This window comes from Streptomyces sp. PKA51 (assembly GCF_057552455.1).
Genome location: NZ_BAAJPZ010000005.1, coordinates 58,420 through 77,360, shown reverse-complemented (window position 1 = coordinate 77,360; position 18,941 = coordinate 58,420). Strand labels below are relative to the sequence as shown.

The following is an 18,941-nucleotide window of genomic DNA, read 5'->3' as shown; positions in this document are numbered from 1 at the left end:
CACGACCTCGTCCAGACGGAGTCGGACGCGGGCTGTGCCTCCGCCAGAGCCGGCTGGACCGTCAGCGTTCCGCATGTGAGGAGCAGCGCCGCGGCTGCTCGTACCGCCCTCACCAGCCGTCCGCGAGGCGCAGGGGGCGGCTGAAGGTGGCGTTGCCCGTGTTGAGCCATTCGTGGAGGGCGCCGGTTGCAGGGTTTCTGCCGAGGAGGTGGGCTATGCCGCCCTTGCGGAGGGGGAAGGCGGTGACGTCCGCGTACGTCCAGCCTCCGGTGAGGTTCCGGGGTGCGGTGAAGGTGCCGTCGCCCTTGCCCGTCCAGAGGTGGAGCTTGCCGCCGGCGTCCTTGGCGATCAGGTCGGCCTTGCCGTCGCCGGTGAAATCAGCGGCCGTTGTTTCGGTGAAGTTCCATGCGTTGTGGATGACGCGTGGGCTGTCGAACGAGGTGTTTTTGCCGCCTCGCCACAGCTGCAGGTTTCCGGCGGCGTCGCGCGCGACCAGGTCCGGGACGCCGTCGCCCGTGAAGTCCGCCGCCACGGTCTGCGTGGACGTCCAGCCACCCGCCACCTTGCGGGGTGCGGCGAAGGTGCCGTTGCCCTTGCCCGCCCACACCTGGAGGTTTCCGGCGGTGTCCTTGGCGAGGAGGTCCGCTTTGCCGTCGCCAGTGAAGTCGGCGGCCACCGCCTCCGTGAAGTCCCAGTTCTGCATGACCCGCTTCGGGCCGGCGAACGTGCCGTCACCGCGTGAGCTGTCGTCCACGTCCTTGTTGCCGGCGCGCAGTCGCAGTTCGCCGTTGGCCTCGCGGGTGACGAGGTCGGGGATGCCGTCGCCGGTGAAGTCCGCCGCCACGATTTCCGTCGTGCCTTGCGGGGCAGGAGGCGTGGGCGTACCGGCCGTCGGGGCCGCCGTCGGGCTCGGGCTCGCGCTGGGGGCCGGGCCCGCAGGTACGGGGGAGCGGGCGGGGACCACCGCGTCGGCGAGGGCCTGGTTGCCGTTGTCGGCGAAGTGCAGGCGGTCGTCACCGCGGTTGTAGTAGGCGGCGAAGATTCGCGCGGGGTTCAGCGGGTCCCGCATGGCGGCGTCGAAGTCCACGTAGCCGTCGATGTCGCGCATGGTGCGGATTCGATCGTTGAGGGCCTGCCGCTCGCGGTCCATGGCGGGCGTGTACTCCTTGAACCCCTTGAACGGCGGGATGGTTGCCACGGTGAAGGTGAGTTTCGCGGCGTGCGCCCGCGCGGCGAGTTGTCCGATGGCGGACGCGAGTTCCGGTGCCGTCGCCTTGCCGAAGACGATGTCGTTGATGCCCTCGTAGAAAATGACCGACCTGATGCCTGGCTGGGTCAGCACGTCGCGGTCGAAGCGCTTCAGCGCGCTTTCCCCCCACTCGGCCGGGTCGCCGTCGCCGAGTATCCGGTTGCCGGATATGCCGGCGTTCACGACGCCCATCGGCTTGTCCCGGGCCTGCAGCGCACGCCCGTACGCGTTGGGCCAGCGGCGGTTGGCGTCCGTTGTCGTGTGCCCGCCGTCGGTCTGCGAGTCGCCGAAGAGGACGACCGTACCGCCGCTGCGGGCCATGACGTCGACGCCGCTGAGGAAGGCCCAGTGCGTGAAGGACGTGGGGAAACGACCGCCCGCGGATTCCGCCGTACGGTCGGCCGTGTCGCCCGGCGCGGAGGCGAAGGACGTCGCCCGCGTGTAATCGTGGAAGGGGGCGCTGTTGACGCGGTCGGGGAGGTGGATGCTGACCAGAAGGTTCTCGTCCGCCTTGACCGGGAACGCGGCCGGGTCGCTGTAGACACTCCCGCCGGGTGCCAGGACGGTGCCCGGCGCGCCGCCGAAGGTGAGGGGGAGCGGCGGCGCCTCCGGGGTGGCCCCGATGGCCTGGCGGGCGATGGTGGCGCGCCCGATGGTCACGGGTTCGGTGCCGAAGGTGTTGACGAGGTGGATGCGGGCGGAGGCGCCGGCGATGCTGGTGTGGACGACCATGCGCAGCGTCTGCCGCCCGGTGACCTTCGACTGCGCGGCGGGACCGGCCGTGGCCATGGCGGTGCCCCACGTCCGCGTCCACGTGGGCATGACCGTCCAGGCCCGCCCGACGGCCTCCGACTCGGTGCCGCCGAGCAGGGTCATGACCGGCCACACCATCGCGGCGAGTGCCACGACGCAGGCGACGACGGCCAGGGGGAATCCCCGGCGGGGCCGTCGTCGACGGGATCTGCGGCGCGCGCTGCCGTGGCGTGCCATCGGTGCTGTGTCTCCTTGTGCCTGAAGGTGTTCGGACGACCAGGTGGAGGTGGCTGATCTCAGTGCTTCAAGAAATGATCACCCATCTGCAGAAACCGTCGTCATCCGGGCACCCTGTTACCAGCTGTCCGCGAGGCGGAGCGGGCTGCTGAAGGACGCGCCCCCCAGGTCGAGCCACTCGTGGAGCACTCCGGTGGTGTCGCTGCGTGCCATGAGGTGGGCGATGCCGCCCGTACGGAAGGGGACGGCTGAGGTCTGAGAGTAGTTCCAGTCGCTCAGCAGCTTCCGTTTGCGGCTGAAGTCACTGTTGCCCCCACCGGTCCACAGATACAGGTCATTCGCCTGATCCTTGGCGATGAGATCAGATTTGCCGTCACCGGTGAAATCTCCGGCCGTGGTCTGGGTGAAGTTCCAGCCACCGGTGAGCCGGACTTCCCGGCTGAAACCGCCCTTTCCGTCCCCCGTCCACAGGTGGAGGTCGCCGCCGGCGTCGCGTGCGACGAGGTCGGCATGGCCGTCCCCGGTGAAATCGGCGGCCACGACCTCGGTGTATGCGAAGTTGCCCAGCAGCTTCCTCTTGCGGCTGAAGTCGCCGTTGCCACCGCCGGCCCACAGGTAGAGGACGTTGTCGTCGCCCTTGGCGACGATGTCGGCCTTTCCGTCCCCGGTGAAGTCGGCGGCCGCGGTCTGGGTGAAGTTCCAGCCGTCGGTCTGCTTCCTGATCTGACCGAAGGTGCCGTCGCCCTTGCTCCTGTCGTCGACGTCGGAATTGCCGGACCAGAAGTACAGGGGCGCGTTCGCCTCGTTCTTCCCGCGGGCTATCGCATCGGGAATGCCGTCACCGGTGAAGTCCGCGACGGTCGTCTGGTCGAAGCGCGCGGTGACGCGCGGGGGTACGGGCGGCGGGGCGACGGAGTCGGACAGCGCCTGGCTGCCGTTGTCACCGAAGTGGAGCCGGTCGTCGCCGCGGTTGTAGTAGGCCGCGAAGAGCCGGCTCGGGTCCAGCGGATCCCGGGAGGCCCGGTCGAAATCCACGTACGCGTCGATGTCGCCGGTGCCGCGGACGTACTCGTTGACGTCCTGGCGGACCTGTTCCATACGGGCGTCGTACCGTCCGTACCCCCGGAACGGCGGAATGGTGGCCGCAGTGAAGGTGATGCCCGCACTGCGCGCACGCGAGGCGAGCCGGCGGATGCCGCCGACGATGTCCGGGGCGGAGGCATTGCCGTAGACGATGTCGTTGATGCCCTGGTAAAGGATCACGGACTTGACGTTGGGCTGCTCCAGCACGTCCCGGTCGAAACGGCCGATGGCGCTCTGCCCGTAGTCGGGGTGATCGGACAGCAGGAAGCCGCCGGATATCCCGGCATTGACGACACCCATGGGCCGCTCCCGTACCTGAAGGGCGCGCGCATAGTCGTCGCCCCAGCGGCGGTTCGCATTGCCCGTCGTATGCCCGCCGTCGGTCTGCGAATCGCCGAGCAGAACGGTGGTGCCGCCGCTGTTGACCGACATGACGTCGACGCCGCTGAGAAAGGCCCAATAGGGGAAGTCGGTGCGGAAATTCTCGTCGCCGGCCTCGGCGCTGTGGTCCGCCGCATCACCGGGTGCCGTCGTGTACGAGCTGGTCAGCGTGTACGGGTGGAAGGGCGCCATCGCCACCGGGTCGGGGAGGTGGATGCTGACCAGGAGGTCCTCATCGGCCTTGACGGAGAAGGCGGCCGGGTCACTGTCGATGCTCCCACCGGGCTGGAGCACGGTGCTCTGCTTGCCACCGAAGGTGAGGGTGACGGGCGAGCCGGTGGCGGAACCGCCCTCGTCCCTGTTGGCGACGGTGGCGTGCCCGATGGTCACGGGCGTCGTACTGAAGGTGTTGACGAGGTGGATGCGGGTGGCGGAGCCGGCGGTGCTGGTGTGCACGACCATCCGCAGCGTCTGCCGGCCCCGCACCTGGGAGCCCCGCCGGTCGGACTTCTGCTTGCCGGGCGGCGCCGGCCACTCGGCGGGAGCGGCGATGGTCATGGCCGTACCCCACGTCCTGGTCCAGGCGGGGGCGGCGGCACCGGCGGGGGCAGCGGTCAGTGCGGAGGAGAGGGCGGCGAGGGCGAGCGTGAGGGCCGTGGCCCCGGGTCTCCAACGGGAGAGCGGACGTGCCATGTGTACGGTCTCCTTCCAACTTCGAACTTCACCGAATAGGAACGACGACAGGGGGCGCCGGCGTCCACGCGCCGGCGCCCCCTGTCGCTGATTCGGGGCGAGATCACCGCACCGTGACGGCGAATTCGGGCGACATCACCCCGCCAGCCGTCATACGCAGGGCGTTCTTGCCCTTGATGCCGAGCTTGGCCCGCAGCGCGTACGCCTCGGCCTTGTTCAACGGCACGGTCGCCGGCAGGGACACCCACTTCTTGCCCTGCTTCTGCTGCAGGGTGACGGCGGTGCCCGGCTTCAGGCCGGTGGCCTTGCCGGTGATGCGGAACTCCTGCCAGGCCGCGACCGCGGTCACGCTCGCCTGCGCGGTGAGCGTGGGCGTGGGCGCGGGCACGGCGGAGGTGGTGGCGGCCGTCGCCGTGGCCGCGGTGCCGGCCAGGAGGGCGGCGGTCAGGGTGCCCGTGAGGGCCAGGCGGCAGGTGCGGTTCATGGCGTGCTCCTCCCTGTAGCCGAGGGGGCTTCACTGGGGAACACGTGCTTCCGGAGGGCAGGGTTGAGTGCAGGTTCGGACAGATTCACGGACGGACTACGGGGCCACGGGATTACGGACTGCGACCTACGACCCGGCGAACGTGAACGTCGAGTGGGCCGTTGTCAGTTGGGTGCCGTCGGGAGCGTAGGCCGTTACCTGCAACTGCCAGTGGACCGGCGGTGTCGGGACGATGAAGGTGGGCTTCCAGTCCGTGCTGTCCCAGTTCAGGGCCGGGGTGCTGATGGTGCTGTCGTCGCTCGTGCGGATCTTTGTGGCGTCGTTGTACGTGTACCACTTCACGTAGCCCGAGCGGCCCTTCAGGCCCGTCCAGGTCATGATGAGCTGCACCTTCGTCACCGTCGGGGTCACCGCGCCCATGGGGACGATGCTGGTGATCCGGGCCGAGACGCGCACCGGGGTGGGGGTCGGCGAGGGCGGGGTGGTCGCCGTGCTCAGGACCGGGGTCGGGCTCGGGCTCGGGGCCGGGGGGTGGTTCGGGGCGAAGGGGCCGGCCTGCATGACGGCCGGGATCGCCGCCGCCAGGACGATCGCCAGGCCGGCCGTCACCCAGTACGTCCACACCCTCGACCAGAAGCGGGTGTCCGGTGGGTGCGGCGGCATGGGTGGATGCGGTGGGTGCGGGTCTCCGTCCTGCGGCATCGTGCTGTCCCCCCGGTTTTCTGCCCCGTGCTTGGGAGGATGCTAGACCCGGAATCAACCATTCGGGCGGCCGCCGGCGGCAGTTGGGGGCGCGTACGACAGGACGCGCCCCTGCCCGCTCCCTTACGCGATCCGTGTCGCCGTGCCCGTCACGCGCACCCGCGGGTCGCCCTCCCGCAGTTCCACCTCCAGCAGGCCCGGGCGGCCCATGTCCGTTCCCTGGTGCAGGGTGAGGTGGGCGGACGGGCCGACAAAGGACAGCTCGCGCAGGTACGCGCCCAGGGCGGCCGCCGCGGCGCCCGTCGCCGGGTCCTCGACCACACCGCCGACCGGGAAGGGGTCGCGGACGTGGAAGGTCGAGGCGTCCTTCCGCCAGAACAGCTGGACCGTCGTGAGGTTGTGCACGCGCATCAGCGCCGCCAGGCGGTCGAAGTCGTAGGACAGGTCCGCCAGTCGCTCCCGCGACGCCGCTGCCAGGACGAGGTGGCGGGCGCCCGCGTACGCGATGCGCGCCGGGTAGGACGGGTCCAGGTCCGTCGCCGGCCAGTCCAGGGCGGCCAGCGCCTCGGTCACGACCTCCTGCGGCACCTCCTCGGTGTGCGGCTCCACGCTCGTCAGCGTTGCGCGCAGCTGTCCGTCCCCGCCGTGGGCCACCTCCACCGGTACCGTTCCCGCCGGCGTCGCGAACACGTACGCGCCCGGGCCCCGGCGCTCCGCCAGGGCCACGGCCGTCGCCACGGTCGCGTGGCCGCAGAAGGAGACCTCCGCCAGCGGGCTGAAAAAGCGCAGGGTGAACGCGCGGCCCGGCTCGCCCAGCCCCTCCGGCGGTGCCGTCAGGAAGGCCGTCTCGCTGTAGCCGAGGTCGGCCGCGATCGCCAGCTGGGCCGCGTCGTCCAGGGCGGAGGCGTCCAGGACCACGCCCGCGGGGTTGCCGCCGTTCGGGTCGGAGGAGAAGGCCGTGTAGCGGAGCACGTCCGCGATCTCGGTGTTCGTCATGATCATGCTCAACCCGCCCCTCGCGCCCGGCATTCCCTTCCCCGGCATGCCGTCTCGATCACACTTTCCACGTAAGGGGCGTCGGCCCATCGCGCTCATGACACCATGGACGGCATGACAAGCTCCGATACCGCACCAGCCCCCGCCGCCACCCGCCGTACCGGACTGCTCGTCACATTCGTCCTCGGCGGCCTGACCGCCGTCCCCCCGCTGTCGATGGACATGTACCTCCCGGCGCTGCCCCAGGTCACCGACGCCCTGCACAGCCCCGCGGCCACCGTCCAGCTCACCCTCACCGCCTGCCTCATGGGCATGGCGCTCGGCCAGCTGGTGGTCGGGCCGATGAGCGACAAGTGGGGACGCCGCCGGCCGCTGCTCGCCGGCATGGTGGTCTACGTCCTGGCCACCGCCGTGTGCGCCGTCGCCCCCAATGCGGGCATGCTCGTCGCCTTCCGGCTCCTGCAGGGGCTCGCCGGCGCGGCGGGCATCGTCATCGCCCGGGCGGTCGTCCGCGACCTGTACGACGGCGTGGCCATGGCCCGCTTCTTCTCCACCCTCATGCTGATCTCCGGCGTGGCCCCCGTGGTCGCCCCGCTCGTCGGCGGCCAGATCCTGCGGGTGACCGACTGGCGCGGGGTCTTCGTCGTCCTCGCCGCCATCGGGGTCGTGCTCACCGCCCTCGTATGGCGCCGGCTGGAGGAGACGCTGCCCGCAGGGCGCCGCCAGGCCGGCGGGCTCGGGCCGGCCCTGCGCGCCATGGGCGGCCTGCTCGCCGACCGCGTCTTCACCGGCTACATGCTCGCCGGAGGCTTCGCGTTCGCCGCGCTCTTCGCGTACATCTCCGCCTCGCCCTTCGTCGTCCAGGACATCTACGGCGCCTCCCCGCAGACCTTCAGCCTCCTCTTCGGCGTGAACTCGATCGGCCTGGTCGCCGTCGGCCAGCTCAACGGCAAGGTGCTGGTCGGCCGGGTCTCCATGGACAAGGTCCTGGCCACCGGCCTGGTGATCATCACGGTGGCGGCCGCCGCCCTGCTCGCGATGACCTCGGGCCTGCTCGGCGACGCCGGGCTCGTCCCCGTCGCCGCCGGCCTGTTCGTGCTGATGTCGGCGATGGGCCTGGCCATGCCCAACACCAACGCCCAGGCCCTCATGCGCTCCCGCGACGCCGCCGGCTCCGCCTCCGCGCTGCTGGGCACCTCCACGTTCCTCCTCGGCGCCGTCGCCTCCCCGCTCGTCGGCATCGCCGGCGAGCACACGGCCGTACCGATGGCCGCCGTCCAGCTCGGCTGCGCGGTCGCCGCGCTGGCGTGCTTCGTCGGGCTGTGCCGGCCGTGGCGCAAGAGCGAGGCCGGTACGGGTACGGACGTCCTCGCAGTCACCCCCGTCGCCCCCGTCGCCCCCGAGCCCTCTGCAACCGAACGCGCATAGAATTCGCCAAATGCACGCCCCCGCACACCCGCCGACCGGCGAGACCCTGCGCACCGCCCTCGCCGGCCTCCTCGACGGGCTGCCGCCCCGGCAGGCCACCGCGGCCGTCGAGCGGCTGATCGCCAACTACCGGGGGCGCACCCCCACCCACACGCCGGTCCTGCGCGACCGCTCCGACGTGGTCGCCTACGCCGCGTACCGCATGCCCGCCACCTTCGAGGCCGTACGGTCCGCGCTGGAGGCGTTCCGGGACCGGATGCCGCAGTGGGAGCCGGCCACGCACGTGGACATCGGCGGCGGTACGGGCGCGGCGACCTGGGCCGTCGCGGCGGCCTGGCCGCAGGCGCAGCGCGAGACCACCGTCCTGGACTGGGCCGAGCCCGCCCTCGCCCTCGGCGCCGAGCTGGCCCGCGGCGCCGCGTCCGAACCGGCGCTGCGCGCCGCGCGCTGGCAGCGGCAGGCGATCGGCGCGGGCCTGGCCCTGCCCGCCGGCACCGACCTGGTCACCGTCTCCTACGTGCTCGGCGAGCTGACCGAGGCCGATCGGGGCGCGGTCACCGACGCCGCGGCCGCCGCGGCGCAGGCCGTGGTGCTGATCGAGCCCGGCACGCCCGACGGCTACCTGCGGATCATCGAGGCCCGTGACCGGCTGATCGCCGCCGGCTTCCGCGTCGTCGCCCCCTGCCCGCACAGCGCCGCCTGCCCCATCGAGCGGGGCACGGACTGGTGCCACTTCTCGGCCCGGGTGAGCCGCTCGTCGCTGCACCGGCAGGTCAAGGGCGGTTCGCTGGCGTACGAGGACGAGAAGTTCTCGTACGTGGCCGCCGTGCGGGAGGCGGCCGTCCCCGAGGCCCCCGCGCGCATCGTGCGCCGGCCGCAGATCCGCAAGGGCCAGGTCCTGCTCGACCTGTGCACCCCCGAGGACGGCCTGACCCGCGAGACGGTCACCAAGCGCCACGGCCCCCTCTACCGGGCCGCGCGCGACGCGGACTGGGGCGACGAGTGGCCCCCGCGGGGCGGCGCGGGCGAGGACGAGTAGGCCGTATTCGGCGGATCTTCGTCACGCGCCACCACGGCGCCCCATAGGGGCGCGGGGAACTGCGCGACAAGCCGCCACGCGCCCGCAGACGGGGTGCCGTGCTTCGCCCCGGGCCCCGGGTGGCGCGTCGACTGCGGGCCGTCGGTGGCCGATCGCGCAGTTCCCCGCGCCCCTTCGGGGCACTGCACCAGCCCACGGCGCCCCGTAGGGGCGCGGGGAACTGCGCGACAAGGCACAGCGCGCCCGCAGACGGGGCGCCGTGTCGCGCCCACGCGGCGGCAGCCGCAGATCGACACCGCCCCGCGCCCACGCCGGGGCCCGGGCGAGGCCCGGCACTGCTTCTGCGGGCGCGTCGTGGCTGATCGCGCAGTTCCCCGCGCCACTACGGGGCGCCGTGGTGCCCCGCGGCGAAGAGCCGCCGTGCCGGGGCCCTGGTGGGGCCCGGCGGGGCTCTCGCTCGCCTGCGTAAACGCGTTGCTCCGGCGCGCGGCGGGCTGTTACGGTCGCGCCGCGCGGGAAGCGCGATCGCACCGGACAAGGGAGGTTGATGAATATGGCCGTCGACGGCCGTCTTCAGCATGCCCTTTTCCGGCCCGCGCCCTAGAGGCGGGCGCGTGCCGGTCGTTCCGACGACCAGGAGCACCACGTGACTTCCGACTCCACCCGCACCGAGCTGATCACCGACCGTCTCGTCCTGCGGCCCTGGGACCTCTCCGAGGTCGCCGCCGTCATCGACACCACCAGGTCGGTGGACTGGGCGGACGACTTCCCCGCCGAAGGCGACCGCGTCATAGCGGGTCTCTTCGACGACAACCCCGGCTGGCTCGGCGTCCACGGCCACCGGCTGGTCGTCGAGCGCACCGGCGGTCTGGTGGTGGGCTCGATCGGCCTGTTCTGGCCGCCGACCGAGGGAACCGTCGAGATCGGGTACGGCATCGTGCCCTCCCGCCGCGGCCGGGGCTATGCCCCCGAGGCCGCCCGGGCGCTCGCCGCGTTCGCCCTGACCGCTCCGGGCGTCCACACGGTCACGGCCACCGTGGAGCTGTCCAACCCGGCCTCCGTCCGCGTCCTGGAGAAGGCCGGCTTCCGGCGCTGGACCACCGAGGAGGATGTGGCCCGCTTCAGGCTCACGACGCAGGACGGTCACCGGCGGTGACCCGGTAGGGGGCGCCGGCCGGCTCTCCGGCCGGCGCCCCCGCCGTGTCGTAGGTGCGTGGGACGATGAAGGCGTACGCAGCAGCCCGCCCTCAGCAGGAGCCATGCCATGGACTACGCCCGGATGCGCGCCATCGCCGAGGAGCTGATGAAGCACGCTCCCGATCCCATCAAGGGCTTCGAGATCACCGGCGACGGGATCTACATGATGATGTCGCCGTCCAGGTTCCACGACTTCAACGCCATGCGCCTCAGCCGGCAGCTGGATCGGCAGCTTCCGGAGGGCCTCGTGGCCTTTCCGGGTGGCGACATCGAGGACCCCTCGGTCGGCAAGCTCCGCCGCCCGGACGTGATCGTCGTCGCGGACGAGGTGTTCGGGGAGGAGAACGAGCCGTTCAACCCGCGTGATCTGTCCCTGGCCGCGGAGATCGTCTCACCGACCAACCACAGCAACGACTACATGGAGAAGATGGACGAGTACCCGGCGATGGGCATCCCGCTGTACCTCCTCGTCGACCCCCGCAAGGGGACCGGGGCAGTGATGTCCGATCCCGGCCCCGGCCCCGATGGGCGGCCCTGCTATCGCACGCGGCACGACTACGTCTTCGGTGACAAGATCACCGTCGGTGACTGGACGGTCGACACCTCCGAGTTCCGCACGTACTCCTCCTGAGCCCCCTGGTTCCTATCTCAGCTCCTGCGTGCAGCACTTCACGCTGCCCCCGCCCTTGAGGAGCTCGCCCAGGTCCATGCCGATGGGCTCGAAGCCGCGCTCCCTCAGGGGCTCGAAGAGCCCCACCGCGGCCTGGGGCAGCAGGACGTGGTGGCCGTCGCTCACGGCGTTCAGGCCCAGCGCCGCCGCGTCGTCCGCGGTGGCGATCAGGGCGTCGGGGAAGAGGCGCTCCAGGACCGCCCGGCTGCCGGGGGAGAAGGCGCCGGGGTAGTACATGACCTCGTCGGTGGTGTCGTCCAGGACGCACAGGGCGGTGTCGAGGTGGTAGTAGCGCGGGTCGACCAGGTCCAGGCCGATCACCGGGCGGCCGAAGAACTCCTGGGCCTCGGGGTGCGACAGCGGGCTGCTGCGGAAGCCGCGGCCGGCCAGGATCCAGGAGGCGGTGACGGCGAAGTCGCCCTCGCCCTCGTTGATGTGGGTGGGCTCGCGCACCTCCGCGTACCCGTGGGAGCGGAACCACGCGACGTGCGCGTCGGCCTCGGCCCAGCGCTCGGGGTGGGCGAAGCGGGCGCCGAGCACGCGCCCGTCGACGACGGTGGCGCCGTTGGCGGCGAAGACCATGTCGGGCAGGTCGGGGCGGGGGACGAGCTCCTCGACGGTGTGGCCGAGGGAGCGGTAGCGGTCGCGCAACTCCTCCCACTGGGTGAGGGCGAGCCGGAGGTCTACGGGCTTGCCCGGGTCCATCCAGGGGTTGATCGAGTATGTGACCCGGTAGTACGTCGGCGGGCACATCAGGTAGCGCCGGGGGGTGGATGCACGCGCAGGGCTGGGCAAGTCGCCCTCCTCACAGTGGTGTTGGGTGGGCACGGTGACTCGTGCGTGCCCAAATCGTCCACGGTGGGCGGCCGGAGCGCATGAACCGTACGGGTGGTTTAGAAGTGGCCCGGCCGCAGCGCCCGGCAACCGCTCTGACGATACGGTTCGTCTCGTGACGTGGCGTCCGCGCGGCCGTTCTCACACCCCCCGGATGCGCCCGGCGGCCACGCCGGGAGCAGGATGGTGGCAGCATTGACCGAGGACCGCGGTCGAAGTGAGGGGATAGATGGAACGCAAGGGCAGATTCTCCCAATGGCTGCGCCGCCCCAGGAGCGGAGCGGGCGGCGATACGGGCACGGGGGCGGCCTCCGCCGCCCGTGAGGAACTGCTCCTGGCCGCGGCCGCGGCGGGGTTCCCCCTGGCTCCCGCCGCGCACCCCGACGGGTACGGCTGTTCCTGCGAGCGCATCGGCTGTCCCACCCCGGGCCGCCACCCGGTCTCCTTCGCCTGGCAGACCCTGGCCTCCGCCGAGGCCGACAAGGTCGCCGGATGGCTGCGCGCCCAGCCGGAGGCCAACTTCGTCACCGCCACCGGCATCGCCCACGACGTCCTCGACGTGCCGGCCGAGGCCGGCCGGGCGGCCCTGGAACGGCTCACGGCCGCCGGCGTCGAGGTCGGCCCCGTCGCCACCGTCGCCCCCGACCGGATGCTCTTCTTCACCGCCACCCGCGGCACCCCCGACGACGAGGACGAGTGGTGGCCCTGCGAACTGGACTGCCATCCGGAGACGATGGACGAGCATCCCGGCCTGCGCTGGCACTGCCGCGGCAGCTACGTGCTGCTGCCGCCCTCCGTGCTGCCGGGTGAGCAGAAGGTGACCTGGCTGCACGGTCCCGAGCGGGCGCTGCCGGATCCCCTGACCCTGCTGGAGGCGCTCACCGACGCCTGCGCCCAGTACGCGGGGGAGCAGCAGGACCACGAGCCCGCCCACCCCTGGCCGATCGGGCTGTAAAGGCGCCGAAGAGGTCTGTCACTCGCCCCTGGCGGCGGTCAGCGACTCGATCCGGTTCAGGAAGACCACCTGGCCCGCAGTACCCGCAGTGCCCCCCGGCACCTGCACCGCCGACTCCGACACGCGGGTGTACGTCACCGCCTGCTTGAGGCTGCCCTTGAGCAGCGCCTTCGTGCGGGAGTCGGTCACCTCCGGGCGCACGCCCTGCACCATGGCGCGCCGCTCGCGGTGGCGCGCGGTGAAGAACGCCAGCGCGCCGCCGTCCCGGGTGCGCAGCGCCAGCGGCGGGAAGCCGGGGGCGCCCTCGGGGGTGTCGATGTACTCCGTCCAGAACGTGGGTGTGCGGGTCAGCTTCGCCCGCTCGGCGCGCAGCTGCGTGGTCGCCGGGCCGGGGGCGAAGCGCCCGCCGTCGCCGGTGCGCAGGAAGTCCGCGTACGCCGTGCTCAGCGCCCGCGGCTCGACGGCGAGGCCCCCGCTCACCGCCTGGGCCCAGCCGTCCTTGTCGGTGGCGAACTGCGGCACGCTGCCCGGCGCCAGCAGCGACAGGTACGCCGCCCGCCACCGCGCGTCGGCGTTCTCGCGCACGAAGACCACCAGCCAGCGGTTGCGGTCGCGGTTGCTGCGGGTGTCGGCGAGGAAGAACTTCGGCCACCCGGCCATCTTCGGGATGGTGAAGCGGGCGTCGTCCAGGACGAGCCCGGGGTAGCCGGGGTTGCCGCCGGGTGTGATCGCGCGCTGCGCGGCCATGTCCGCCCGGCCGATCTCGGCGAGCGCACCGGACTCGACCCGGTCCACCAGGGCCGGGTCGAGCTTGCGGTACGCCTCGTTGTAGCCGTCCGTGAAGTGCTTAAGGACCGTGCGGGCCTCAGCCCTGTCCTTCACCGACGGGATGACCGCCCGTTCGCCGTGCACCGTCACGCAGCCCGTCGCCAGCATCAGCAGCGGCAGGGCCAGCAGCATCGCCGGCATGCGCACCGCTCGACGCGGCGAGAGGCGTATCGGCAGGCGTCTCATCGCGCTTGGACTCCTCGGGGACTGCTCGGGACGGCGCAACCCTACCCGTACGCCCCGGCGCGAAGAACACCAGCAGGGTCGGCACCAGGTACAGCGCCCACACCGCCACCTGCAGCCAGGTCGGGTCCGGCTGGAAGTTGAAGACGCCCTTGAGCAGCGTGCCGTACCAGCTGTCCGCCGGCACCTGGTCGCTGACGTCGAACGCCTTGCTGCCCAGGCCCGGCAGCACGCCGGCCTCCTGCAGGTCGTGGAAGCCGTATGCGAGCACGCCCGCGGCGACCACGACGAGCATGCCGCCGGTCCACGTGAAGAACTTCGCGAGGTTGATCTTCAGGGCGCCGCGGTAGAACAGCCAGCCCAGCACCACGGCCGTCAGCAGGCCCAGGACGGCGCCCACCAGCGGGCGCACGCCGTCGTCGGTGGCCTGCACGGCCGTCCAGATGAACAGCGCCGTCTCCAGGCCCTCCCGCCCCACGGCCAGGAAGGCCGTGACGACCAGGGCCGTCGTGCCCATCGCGAGCGCGGCGTCCAGCTTGCCGTGCAGCTCCTTCTTCAGGTGCCGCGCGGTGCGCCGCATCCAGAAGACCATCCACGTCACCAGGCCGACGGCGATGACGGACAGCGAGCCGCCGAGCATCTCCTGGTCCTCGAAGGACATGCTCTGCGAGCCGAACTGCAGCAGGGCGCCGAAGCCCATGCTCAGCAGCACCGCGACGGCGATGCCCGTCCACACCGGGCGCAGGGCGTCCCGGCGCCCGGTCTTGACCAGGTAGGCGACCAGGATGCAGACGACCAGGCTGGCCTCCAGGCCCTCCCGCAGGCCGATCAGGTAGTTGCCGAACACGCGGCTTCTCCCTTTCTGTTGGGGACCGTCGTCACGCGAAGAGGGACTTGCCCCACCAGTCGCCCGCGTCCCGGACGCCCGGCGGCACGGCGAAGATCGCCGAGCCCACGTGCTGGATGTACTCGTTGAGCGCGTCCTCGCGTGCCAGCCTCGTCTGCAGCGGCACGAAGCCGTCGCGCACGTCGCGCTGGTACGCGATGAAGAACAGCCCGGCGTCCAGGCGGCCCAGGCCGTCCGTGCCGTCCGTGAAGGAGTAGCCGCGGCGCAGGATGCGGATGCCGTTGTTGCTGTCGGGGTGGGCCAGGCGCACATGGGCGTCCGGCTTCATCGCCTTCAGGTTCGGCTCGTCGCGCTCCTTGCGCCGGCCGACGGGGGCGCCCTCGGCCTTGTCGCGGCCGAAGACGTCCTCCTGCTCGGTCAGCGAGGTGCGGTCCCACGTCTCGATGTGCATGCGGATGCGGCGCGCCACCAGGTACGAGCCGCCCACCATCCAGGCGGGGCCGTCCTTCTCGCCCACCCACACGTGCTTGTCGAGGGCGGCGGTGTCGGACCCGTCGATGTTCCGGGTGCCGTCCTTGAAGCCCATCATGTTGCGCGGGGTCTGCGCGTCGGGCGTCGTCGAGGAGGTCTTGCCGAAGCCCAGCTGCGACCAGCGGATGGCGGCGCGGCCCATGGCGATGCGCGCCAGGTTGCGGATGGCGTGCACGGCGACCTGCGGGTCGTCGGCGCAGGCCTGCACGCACAGGTCGCCGCCGCTGCGGGCGGCGTCGAGGTTGTCCTTGGGGAAGACGGGCAGGTCGATCAGGGCCTGCGGACGCCGGGCCTTGAGCCCGAAGCGGTCCTTGCCGTCCTTCTCGAACAGGCCCGGGCCCACGCCGAAGGTCAGCGTCAGCCGCGAGGGCTTCAGGCCCAGGGCCTCGCCGGTGTCGTCCGGGGGCAGCTCGGCGTTGTCGCCGATCGCGCCGGTGCCCACCTCGTGGCCCGCCGTCATCCGCGCGGCCGCGGCCGTCCACTCCTGCAGCAGCTTGATCAGCGCCGCCCGGTCGGTGGTGGTCACGTCGAAGGCGGCGAAGTGCAGGCGGTCCTGCACGGCCGTGGCGATGCCCGCCTGGTGCACGCCGTGGAAGGGCACGGCGTCCCCGAGGGAGGCGGCCGGGCTCGCGTCGTTGCCGGTGCGCAGCGCGGCGGCGGTGCCGCCGGCGGCCGCGGCGCCCAGCGCCAGGCCGGCGCCGCCCCAGCCCAGCAGGGCGCGGCGGGAGGGGCCGGCGGTGCTCTGCCCGGCCGTGTGCGTGGTCTGCTCGGTCGTCTCGTCGCTCATCGGCTCGTCCCTTTACTTCGCGACGGCGCCGGCGAGCTTGGACAGGGGCTCGGCGAGCGCGTTGACGGCGTCCGAGAGCTTCTTGCGGTCGTCCTTGCCCACGGTGTCGTACGCCTTGTAGCCGTCGCCCTCGCGGTAGTCGGCGAGCGCCTTCTTCACGGCGGCGAACTGCTTGTCGAGCTCGGCGGCCAGCGCGGCGTCGTTCTTGGCGGCGACCGGCTTCAGCAGCTCGTACGCCTTCTCGGCGCCCTCGACGTTGGCCTCGAAGTCGGCGAGGTCGGTGTGGCTGTAGCGCTCCTCCTCGCCGGTCACCTTGCCGGTGGCCACCTCGTCGAGCAGCTCCTTGGCGCCGTTGGCCATGGAGGTCGGGGTGATCTCGGCGGTGCCGACGCGCTTCTGCCAGTCCTTGAGGTCGGTGATCAGCTGGTCGGCCAGCTTCTTGTCGTCGTCGCCGATCTGCTTGGCGTCCCACAGGGACTTCTCCAGCTTGTGCCAGCCGGTCCAGGTCTGGCCCTTCTCCAGGCCGTCCTCACGGACGTCGACCTTCGGGTCGATGTCGCCGAAGGACTCGGCGACCGGCTCGGTGCGCTCCCAGCCGGTGCGGGAGGGCGCGTAGAGCTTCCTGGCCTCGTCCAGGTCGCCGTTCTTGACCGCGTCGGCGAACTTCTGCGCGGCCGGGAGGGTCTCGTCGGCCTGCTGCTGCACGTACGTGCGGTAGGCGGCGACCGCCTTGTCCAGCTCGGGGTTCTTCTTCTCCGCCTTCTGCGAGCCACCGGTGACGGTGATCTTCTGACGGATGCCGTCGCCCTTCATTCCGGGCTTGCAGGCGATTTCGTAGGAGCCGGCCTTCTTGATCGTCGCGGTGATCTCGGCCTTGGTGCCCGGGCCTATGTTCTCCCGCTCCGTCACGATGCGGTCGCCCTCGGCGTAGACGTACACCTCGGTGACCTTCGAGCCCTTGTTCTCGATCTTGAAAGTCACGTCGCCCGCGGGGAACGAGGTCTTGGCGACCTCGCACTTGTCGTCGCTCGCCTTGACGGCGATGGCGTCGGCGTCGTTCTTGTCGGCCTTCCCGGAACAACCGGACACGGCGGTCAGGACCGCCGCCGCCGCGACGGCGGCGACTGCGGAGGAGCGGAGGGCTCGCATGAGGGCTCCCAGGCATGCTCGAGAGGCGGTTCGGGACGTGGCCGGAAATCATTGCTGATTTAGGCCGCCCTAACTTATCTGAGGCTTGCCTATCCTGTTCCCGGAACGGCGCGTGATTCTGCTCTCATGGCGGGCCGGCAGAGCAAAATTTCGTCTCCCTCGTCCCGAAAACACCACACCTCTCACGCCCCTCGGGCGAGCACCAAGATCCATTACTTTCGCCACTGGCGAATTTCAGGCGCTCAGCGGAAACTCCCGGCCCAGGGCGTGGAAGACGGCGGTGTTCATCGAGAAGGCCCGCCGGCACTCCTCGACCACCCGCTGCTTCTCCAGGTCGTCGACCGGCAGCGCGTCGAGCAGCCCGCGGTACTCCCGCTTGAACGCCGCCGGGTTGGCGATGTCCTCGAAGACGTAGAAGCGCACGCCGTCGCCCTTGCGGGCGAAGCCCCACGTCCGCTCGGCGGTGCCGCGGATGACCTGCCCGCCCGAGAGGTCCCCGAGGTAACGGGTGTAGTGATGGGCGACGTACCCCGCCGGCCAGGTGCGGGCGCACTCCTCGATGCGGGCCGCGTACGCCGCCGTCGCCGGCAGCGGCACCAGGCCCTCGCGCCAGCCCGGGCCGCCGGCCAGATGGGCGAGATCGCGCTCCAGCCCCGCGGTGCGGGCCAGTTCGGGCCGTATGAACGGGCCCGCCACCGGATCGGCGGACAGGGCGCCCGAGGCGGACTCCAGGGCCCGGTAGACGAACCACAGCTGCTCCGTGTAGCGGCGGTACGCGGCGAGGCCCAGCCGGCCGCCCAGCATGTCGCTCATGAACGACGAGCTCTCGGCTTCCGTGTGCTGCTCGTGCGAGGCGGTACGGATGAGCACGGAGAAGGGGATCGGGGCGGTGGACGGGTCCAAGGCGGCCTCCGGTGACCGAGGGAGCGCTGAGGGGGCATTCCCGCTTAGGTTTACCTAAGTGGGAATGCTTCCCGACGTCCTGTCGGTAAAACCCTAGGGCAGGGTGAGGATCTCCGCTCCCGTGTCCGTCACCACGAGCGTGTGCTCGAACTGCGCGGTGCGCTTGCGGTCCTTGGTGACGACCGTCCAGCCGTCCTCCCACATGTCGTACTCGTACGTGCCCAGCGTCAGCATCGGCTCGATCGTGAACGTCATGCCCGGCTGGATCAGCGTGTCGTGGTGCGGGCTGTCGTAGTGCGGCACGATCAGACCCGAGTGGAAGGACGAGTTGATGCCGTGACCGGTGAAGTCGCGCACGACGCCGTAGCCGAAGCGCTTGGCGTACGACTCGATCACCCGGCCGATCACATTGATCCGGCGCCCCGGCTTGACGGCCTTGATGGCACGGGCCAGCGCCTCACGCGTGCGCTCGACCAGCAGCCGCGACTCCTCGTCCACCTCGCCGACCAGGTAGGTGGCGTTGTTGTCGCCGTGCACCCCGCCGATGAACGCCGTCACGTCCAGGTTCACGATGTCGCCGTCGCGCAGCACCGTGGAGTCCGGGATGCCGTGACAGATGACCTCGTTGACCGATGCGCACAACGACTTGGGGAAACCGCGGTAACCGAGCGTCGAGGGGTAGGCGCCGTGGTCGCACATGTACTCGTGCGCCACGCGGTCCAGCTCGTCGGTCGTCACACCCGGCGCAATGTGCCGCGCCGCCTCCTCCATCGCCCGCGCCGCAATGCGCCCCGCGATCCGCATCTTCTCGATCGTCTCGGCGTCCTGCACCTCCGGACCGTCGTACGGGGCCGGAGCCGGCCTGCCCACGTACTCGGGCCGCGGAATCGAAGCGGGAACGGGGCGGGTGGGGGAGAGCGTCCCCGGGACAAGAAGCGACTGGCCAGACATGTCTGCGAGTGTAGCCAGGGGCCATCGGGGAGCATGTGGGCGAGAGCACACGCGACGTGAG

General features: G+C 71.4%; 17 protein-coding genes. 5 read left to right on the top strand and 12 right to left on the bottom strand.

Going from position 1 to position 18,941, the window contains the following annotated elements:
- Positions 1–109: 109 nt before the first annotated feature.
- The 5 genes from AC27L3_RS09640 to AC27L3_RS09620 form a co-directional block, all read right to left on the bottom strand.
- A complete protein-coding gene (locus tag AC27L3_RS09640; protein WP_487233575.1) occupies positions 110–2,239 on the bottom strand; it encodes an FG-GAP-like repeat-containing protein in 2,130 nt (709 codons plus the stop codon).
- Between the two features lie 117 nt (positions 2,240–2,356).
- On the bottom strand, positions 2,357–4,396 hold the full coding sequence (locus tag AC27L3_RS09635) for an FG-GAP-like repeat-containing protein (RefSeq protein WP_487233574.1): 2,040 nt from the start codon (positions 4,394–4,396) through the stop codon (positions 2,357–2,359).
- Between the two features lie 103 nt (positions 4,397–4,499).
- Positions 4,500–4,880 (bottom strand): hypothetical protein, encoded by a 381-nt coding sequence (locus AC27L3_RS09630; protein WP_487233573.1) that lies wholly within the window; start codon positions 4,878–4,880, stop codon positions 4,500–4,502.
- Between the two features lie 126 nt (positions 4,881–5,006).
- Complete coding sequence (locus AC27L3_RS09625; RefSeq protein ID WP_487233572.1) at positions 5,007–5,543, bottom strand: hypothetical protein; 537 nt, start codon at positions 5,541–5,543, stop codon at positions 5,007–5,009.
- A gap of 162 nt (positions 5,544–5,705) precedes the next feature.
- Positions 5,706–6,584, bottom strand: a complete 879-nt coding sequence (locus AC27L3_RS09620) for a PhzF family phenazine biosynthesis isomerase (RefSeq protein ID WP_487233571.1) — start codon at positions 6,582–6,584, stop codon at positions 5,706–5,708.
- 108 nt (positions 6,585–6,692) lie between these two features.
- Between AC27L3_RS09620 and AC27L3_RS09615 the strand changes: the two genes are divergently transcribed.
- The 4 genes from AC27L3_RS09615 to AC27L3_RS09600 all read left to right on the top strand — a co-directional run bounded on the left by AC27L3_RS09615 (position 6,693) and on the right by AC27L3_RS09600 (position 10,873).
- The gene (locus AC27L3_RS09615) at positions 6,693–8,006 is read left to right on the top strand and encodes a multidrug effflux MFS transporter (protein ID WP_487233570.1); all 1,314 of its coding nucleotides are present in this window, start codon (positions 6,693–6,695) and stop codon (positions 8,004–8,006) included.
- Positions 8,007–8,016: 10 nt separating this feature from the next.
- Positions 8,017–9,045 (top strand): small ribosomal subunit Rsm22 family protein, encoded by a 1,029-nt coding sequence (locus AC27L3_RS09610; RefSeq protein ID WP_487233569.1) that lies wholly within the window; start codon positions 8,017–8,019, stop codon positions 9,043–9,045.
- A 646-nt stretch (positions 9,046–9,691) separates the two neighbouring features.
- Positions 9,692–10,201 carry a GNAT family N-acetyltransferase gene (locus AC27L3_RS09605; protein WP_487233568.1) on the top strand — a complete coding sequence of 170 codons (510 nt, stop codon included), beginning with the start codon at positions 9,692–9,694 and terminating at the stop codon, positions 10,199–10,201.
- Positions 10,202–10,309: 108 nt separating this feature from the next.
- Positions 10,310–10,873 (top strand): Uma2 family endonuclease, encoded by a 564-nt coding sequence (locus AC27L3_RS09600; protein ID WP_487233567.1) that lies wholly within the window; start codon positions 10,310–10,312, stop codon positions 10,871–10,873.
- A gap of 12 nt (positions 10,874–10,885) precedes the next feature.
- On the opposite strand, the gene ddaH is transcribed toward AC27L3_RS09600, so the two are convergent.
- On the bottom strand, positions 10,886–11,707 hold the full coding sequence (gene ddaH / locus AC27L3_RS09595; protein ID WP_487233566.1) for a dimethylargininase: 822 nt from the start codon (positions 11,705–11,707) through the stop codon (positions 10,886–10,888).
- A gap of 268 nt (positions 11,708–11,975) precedes the next feature.
- Here ddaH and AC27L3_RS09590 point away from each other — a divergent pair, with 268 nt between their 5' ends.
- Positions 11,976–12,701: a bifunctional DNA primase/polymerase gene (locus AC27L3_RS09590; RefSeq protein WP_487233565.1), complete on the top strand. Its 726-nt coding sequence runs from the start codon at positions 11,976–11,978 to the stop codon at positions 12,699–12,701.
- 18 nt (positions 12,702–12,719) lie between these two features.
- Here AC27L3_RS09590 and AC27L3_RS09585 read toward each other — a convergent pair whose 3' ends face one another.
- The 6 genes from AC27L3_RS09585 to map all read right to left on the bottom strand — a co-directional run bounded on the left by AC27L3_RS09585 (position 12,720) and on the right by map (position 18,880).
- Positions 12,720–13,670: an SCO2278 family lipoprotein gene (locus tag AC27L3_RS09585; RefSeq protein WP_487233873.1), complete on the bottom strand. Its 951-nt coding sequence runs from the start codon at positions 13,668–13,670 to the stop codon at positions 12,720–12,722.
- Complete coding sequence (efeU, locus tag AC27L3_RS09580) at positions 13,567–14,559, bottom strand: iron uptake transporter permease EfeU (protein WP_487233564.1); 993 nt, start codon at positions 14,557–14,559, stop codon at positions 13,567–13,569. Before efeU ends, AC27L3_RS09585 begins: the two co-directional genes overlap by 104 nt.
- Before the next feature lie 31 nt (positions 14,560–14,590).
- Complete coding sequence (gene efeB / locus AC27L3_RS09575; RefSeq protein WP_487233563.1) at positions 14,591–15,877, bottom strand: iron uptake transporter deferrochelatase/peroxidase subunit; 1,287 nt, start codon at positions 15,875–15,877, stop codon at positions 14,591–14,593.
- Positions 15,878–15,889: 12 nt separating this feature from the next.
- Positions 15,890–17,026 carry an iron uptake system protein EfeO gene (gene efeO, locus AC27L3_RS09570; protein WP_487233562.1) on the bottom strand — a complete coding sequence of 379 codons (1,137 nt, stop codon included), beginning with the start codon at positions 17,024–17,026 and terminating at the stop codon, positions 15,890–15,892.
- A gap of 234 nt (positions 17,027–17,260) precedes the next feature.
- Positions 17,261–17,929 carry a biliverdin-producing heme oxygenase gene (locus AC27L3_RS09565; RefSeq protein WP_487233561.1) on the bottom strand — a complete coding sequence of 223 codons (669 nt, stop codon included), beginning with the start codon at positions 17,927–17,929 and terminating at the stop codon, positions 17,261–17,263.
- A 93-nt stretch (positions 17,930–18,022) separates the two neighbouring features.
- Positions 18,023–18,880 carry a type I methionyl aminopeptidase gene (gene map / locus AC27L3_RS09560; RefSeq protein ID WP_487233560.1) on the bottom strand — a complete coding sequence of 286 codons (858 nt, stop codon included), beginning with the start codon at positions 18,878–18,880 and terminating at the stop codon, positions 18,023–18,025.
- Between the last annotated feature and the right edge of the window lie 61 nt (positions 18,881–18,941).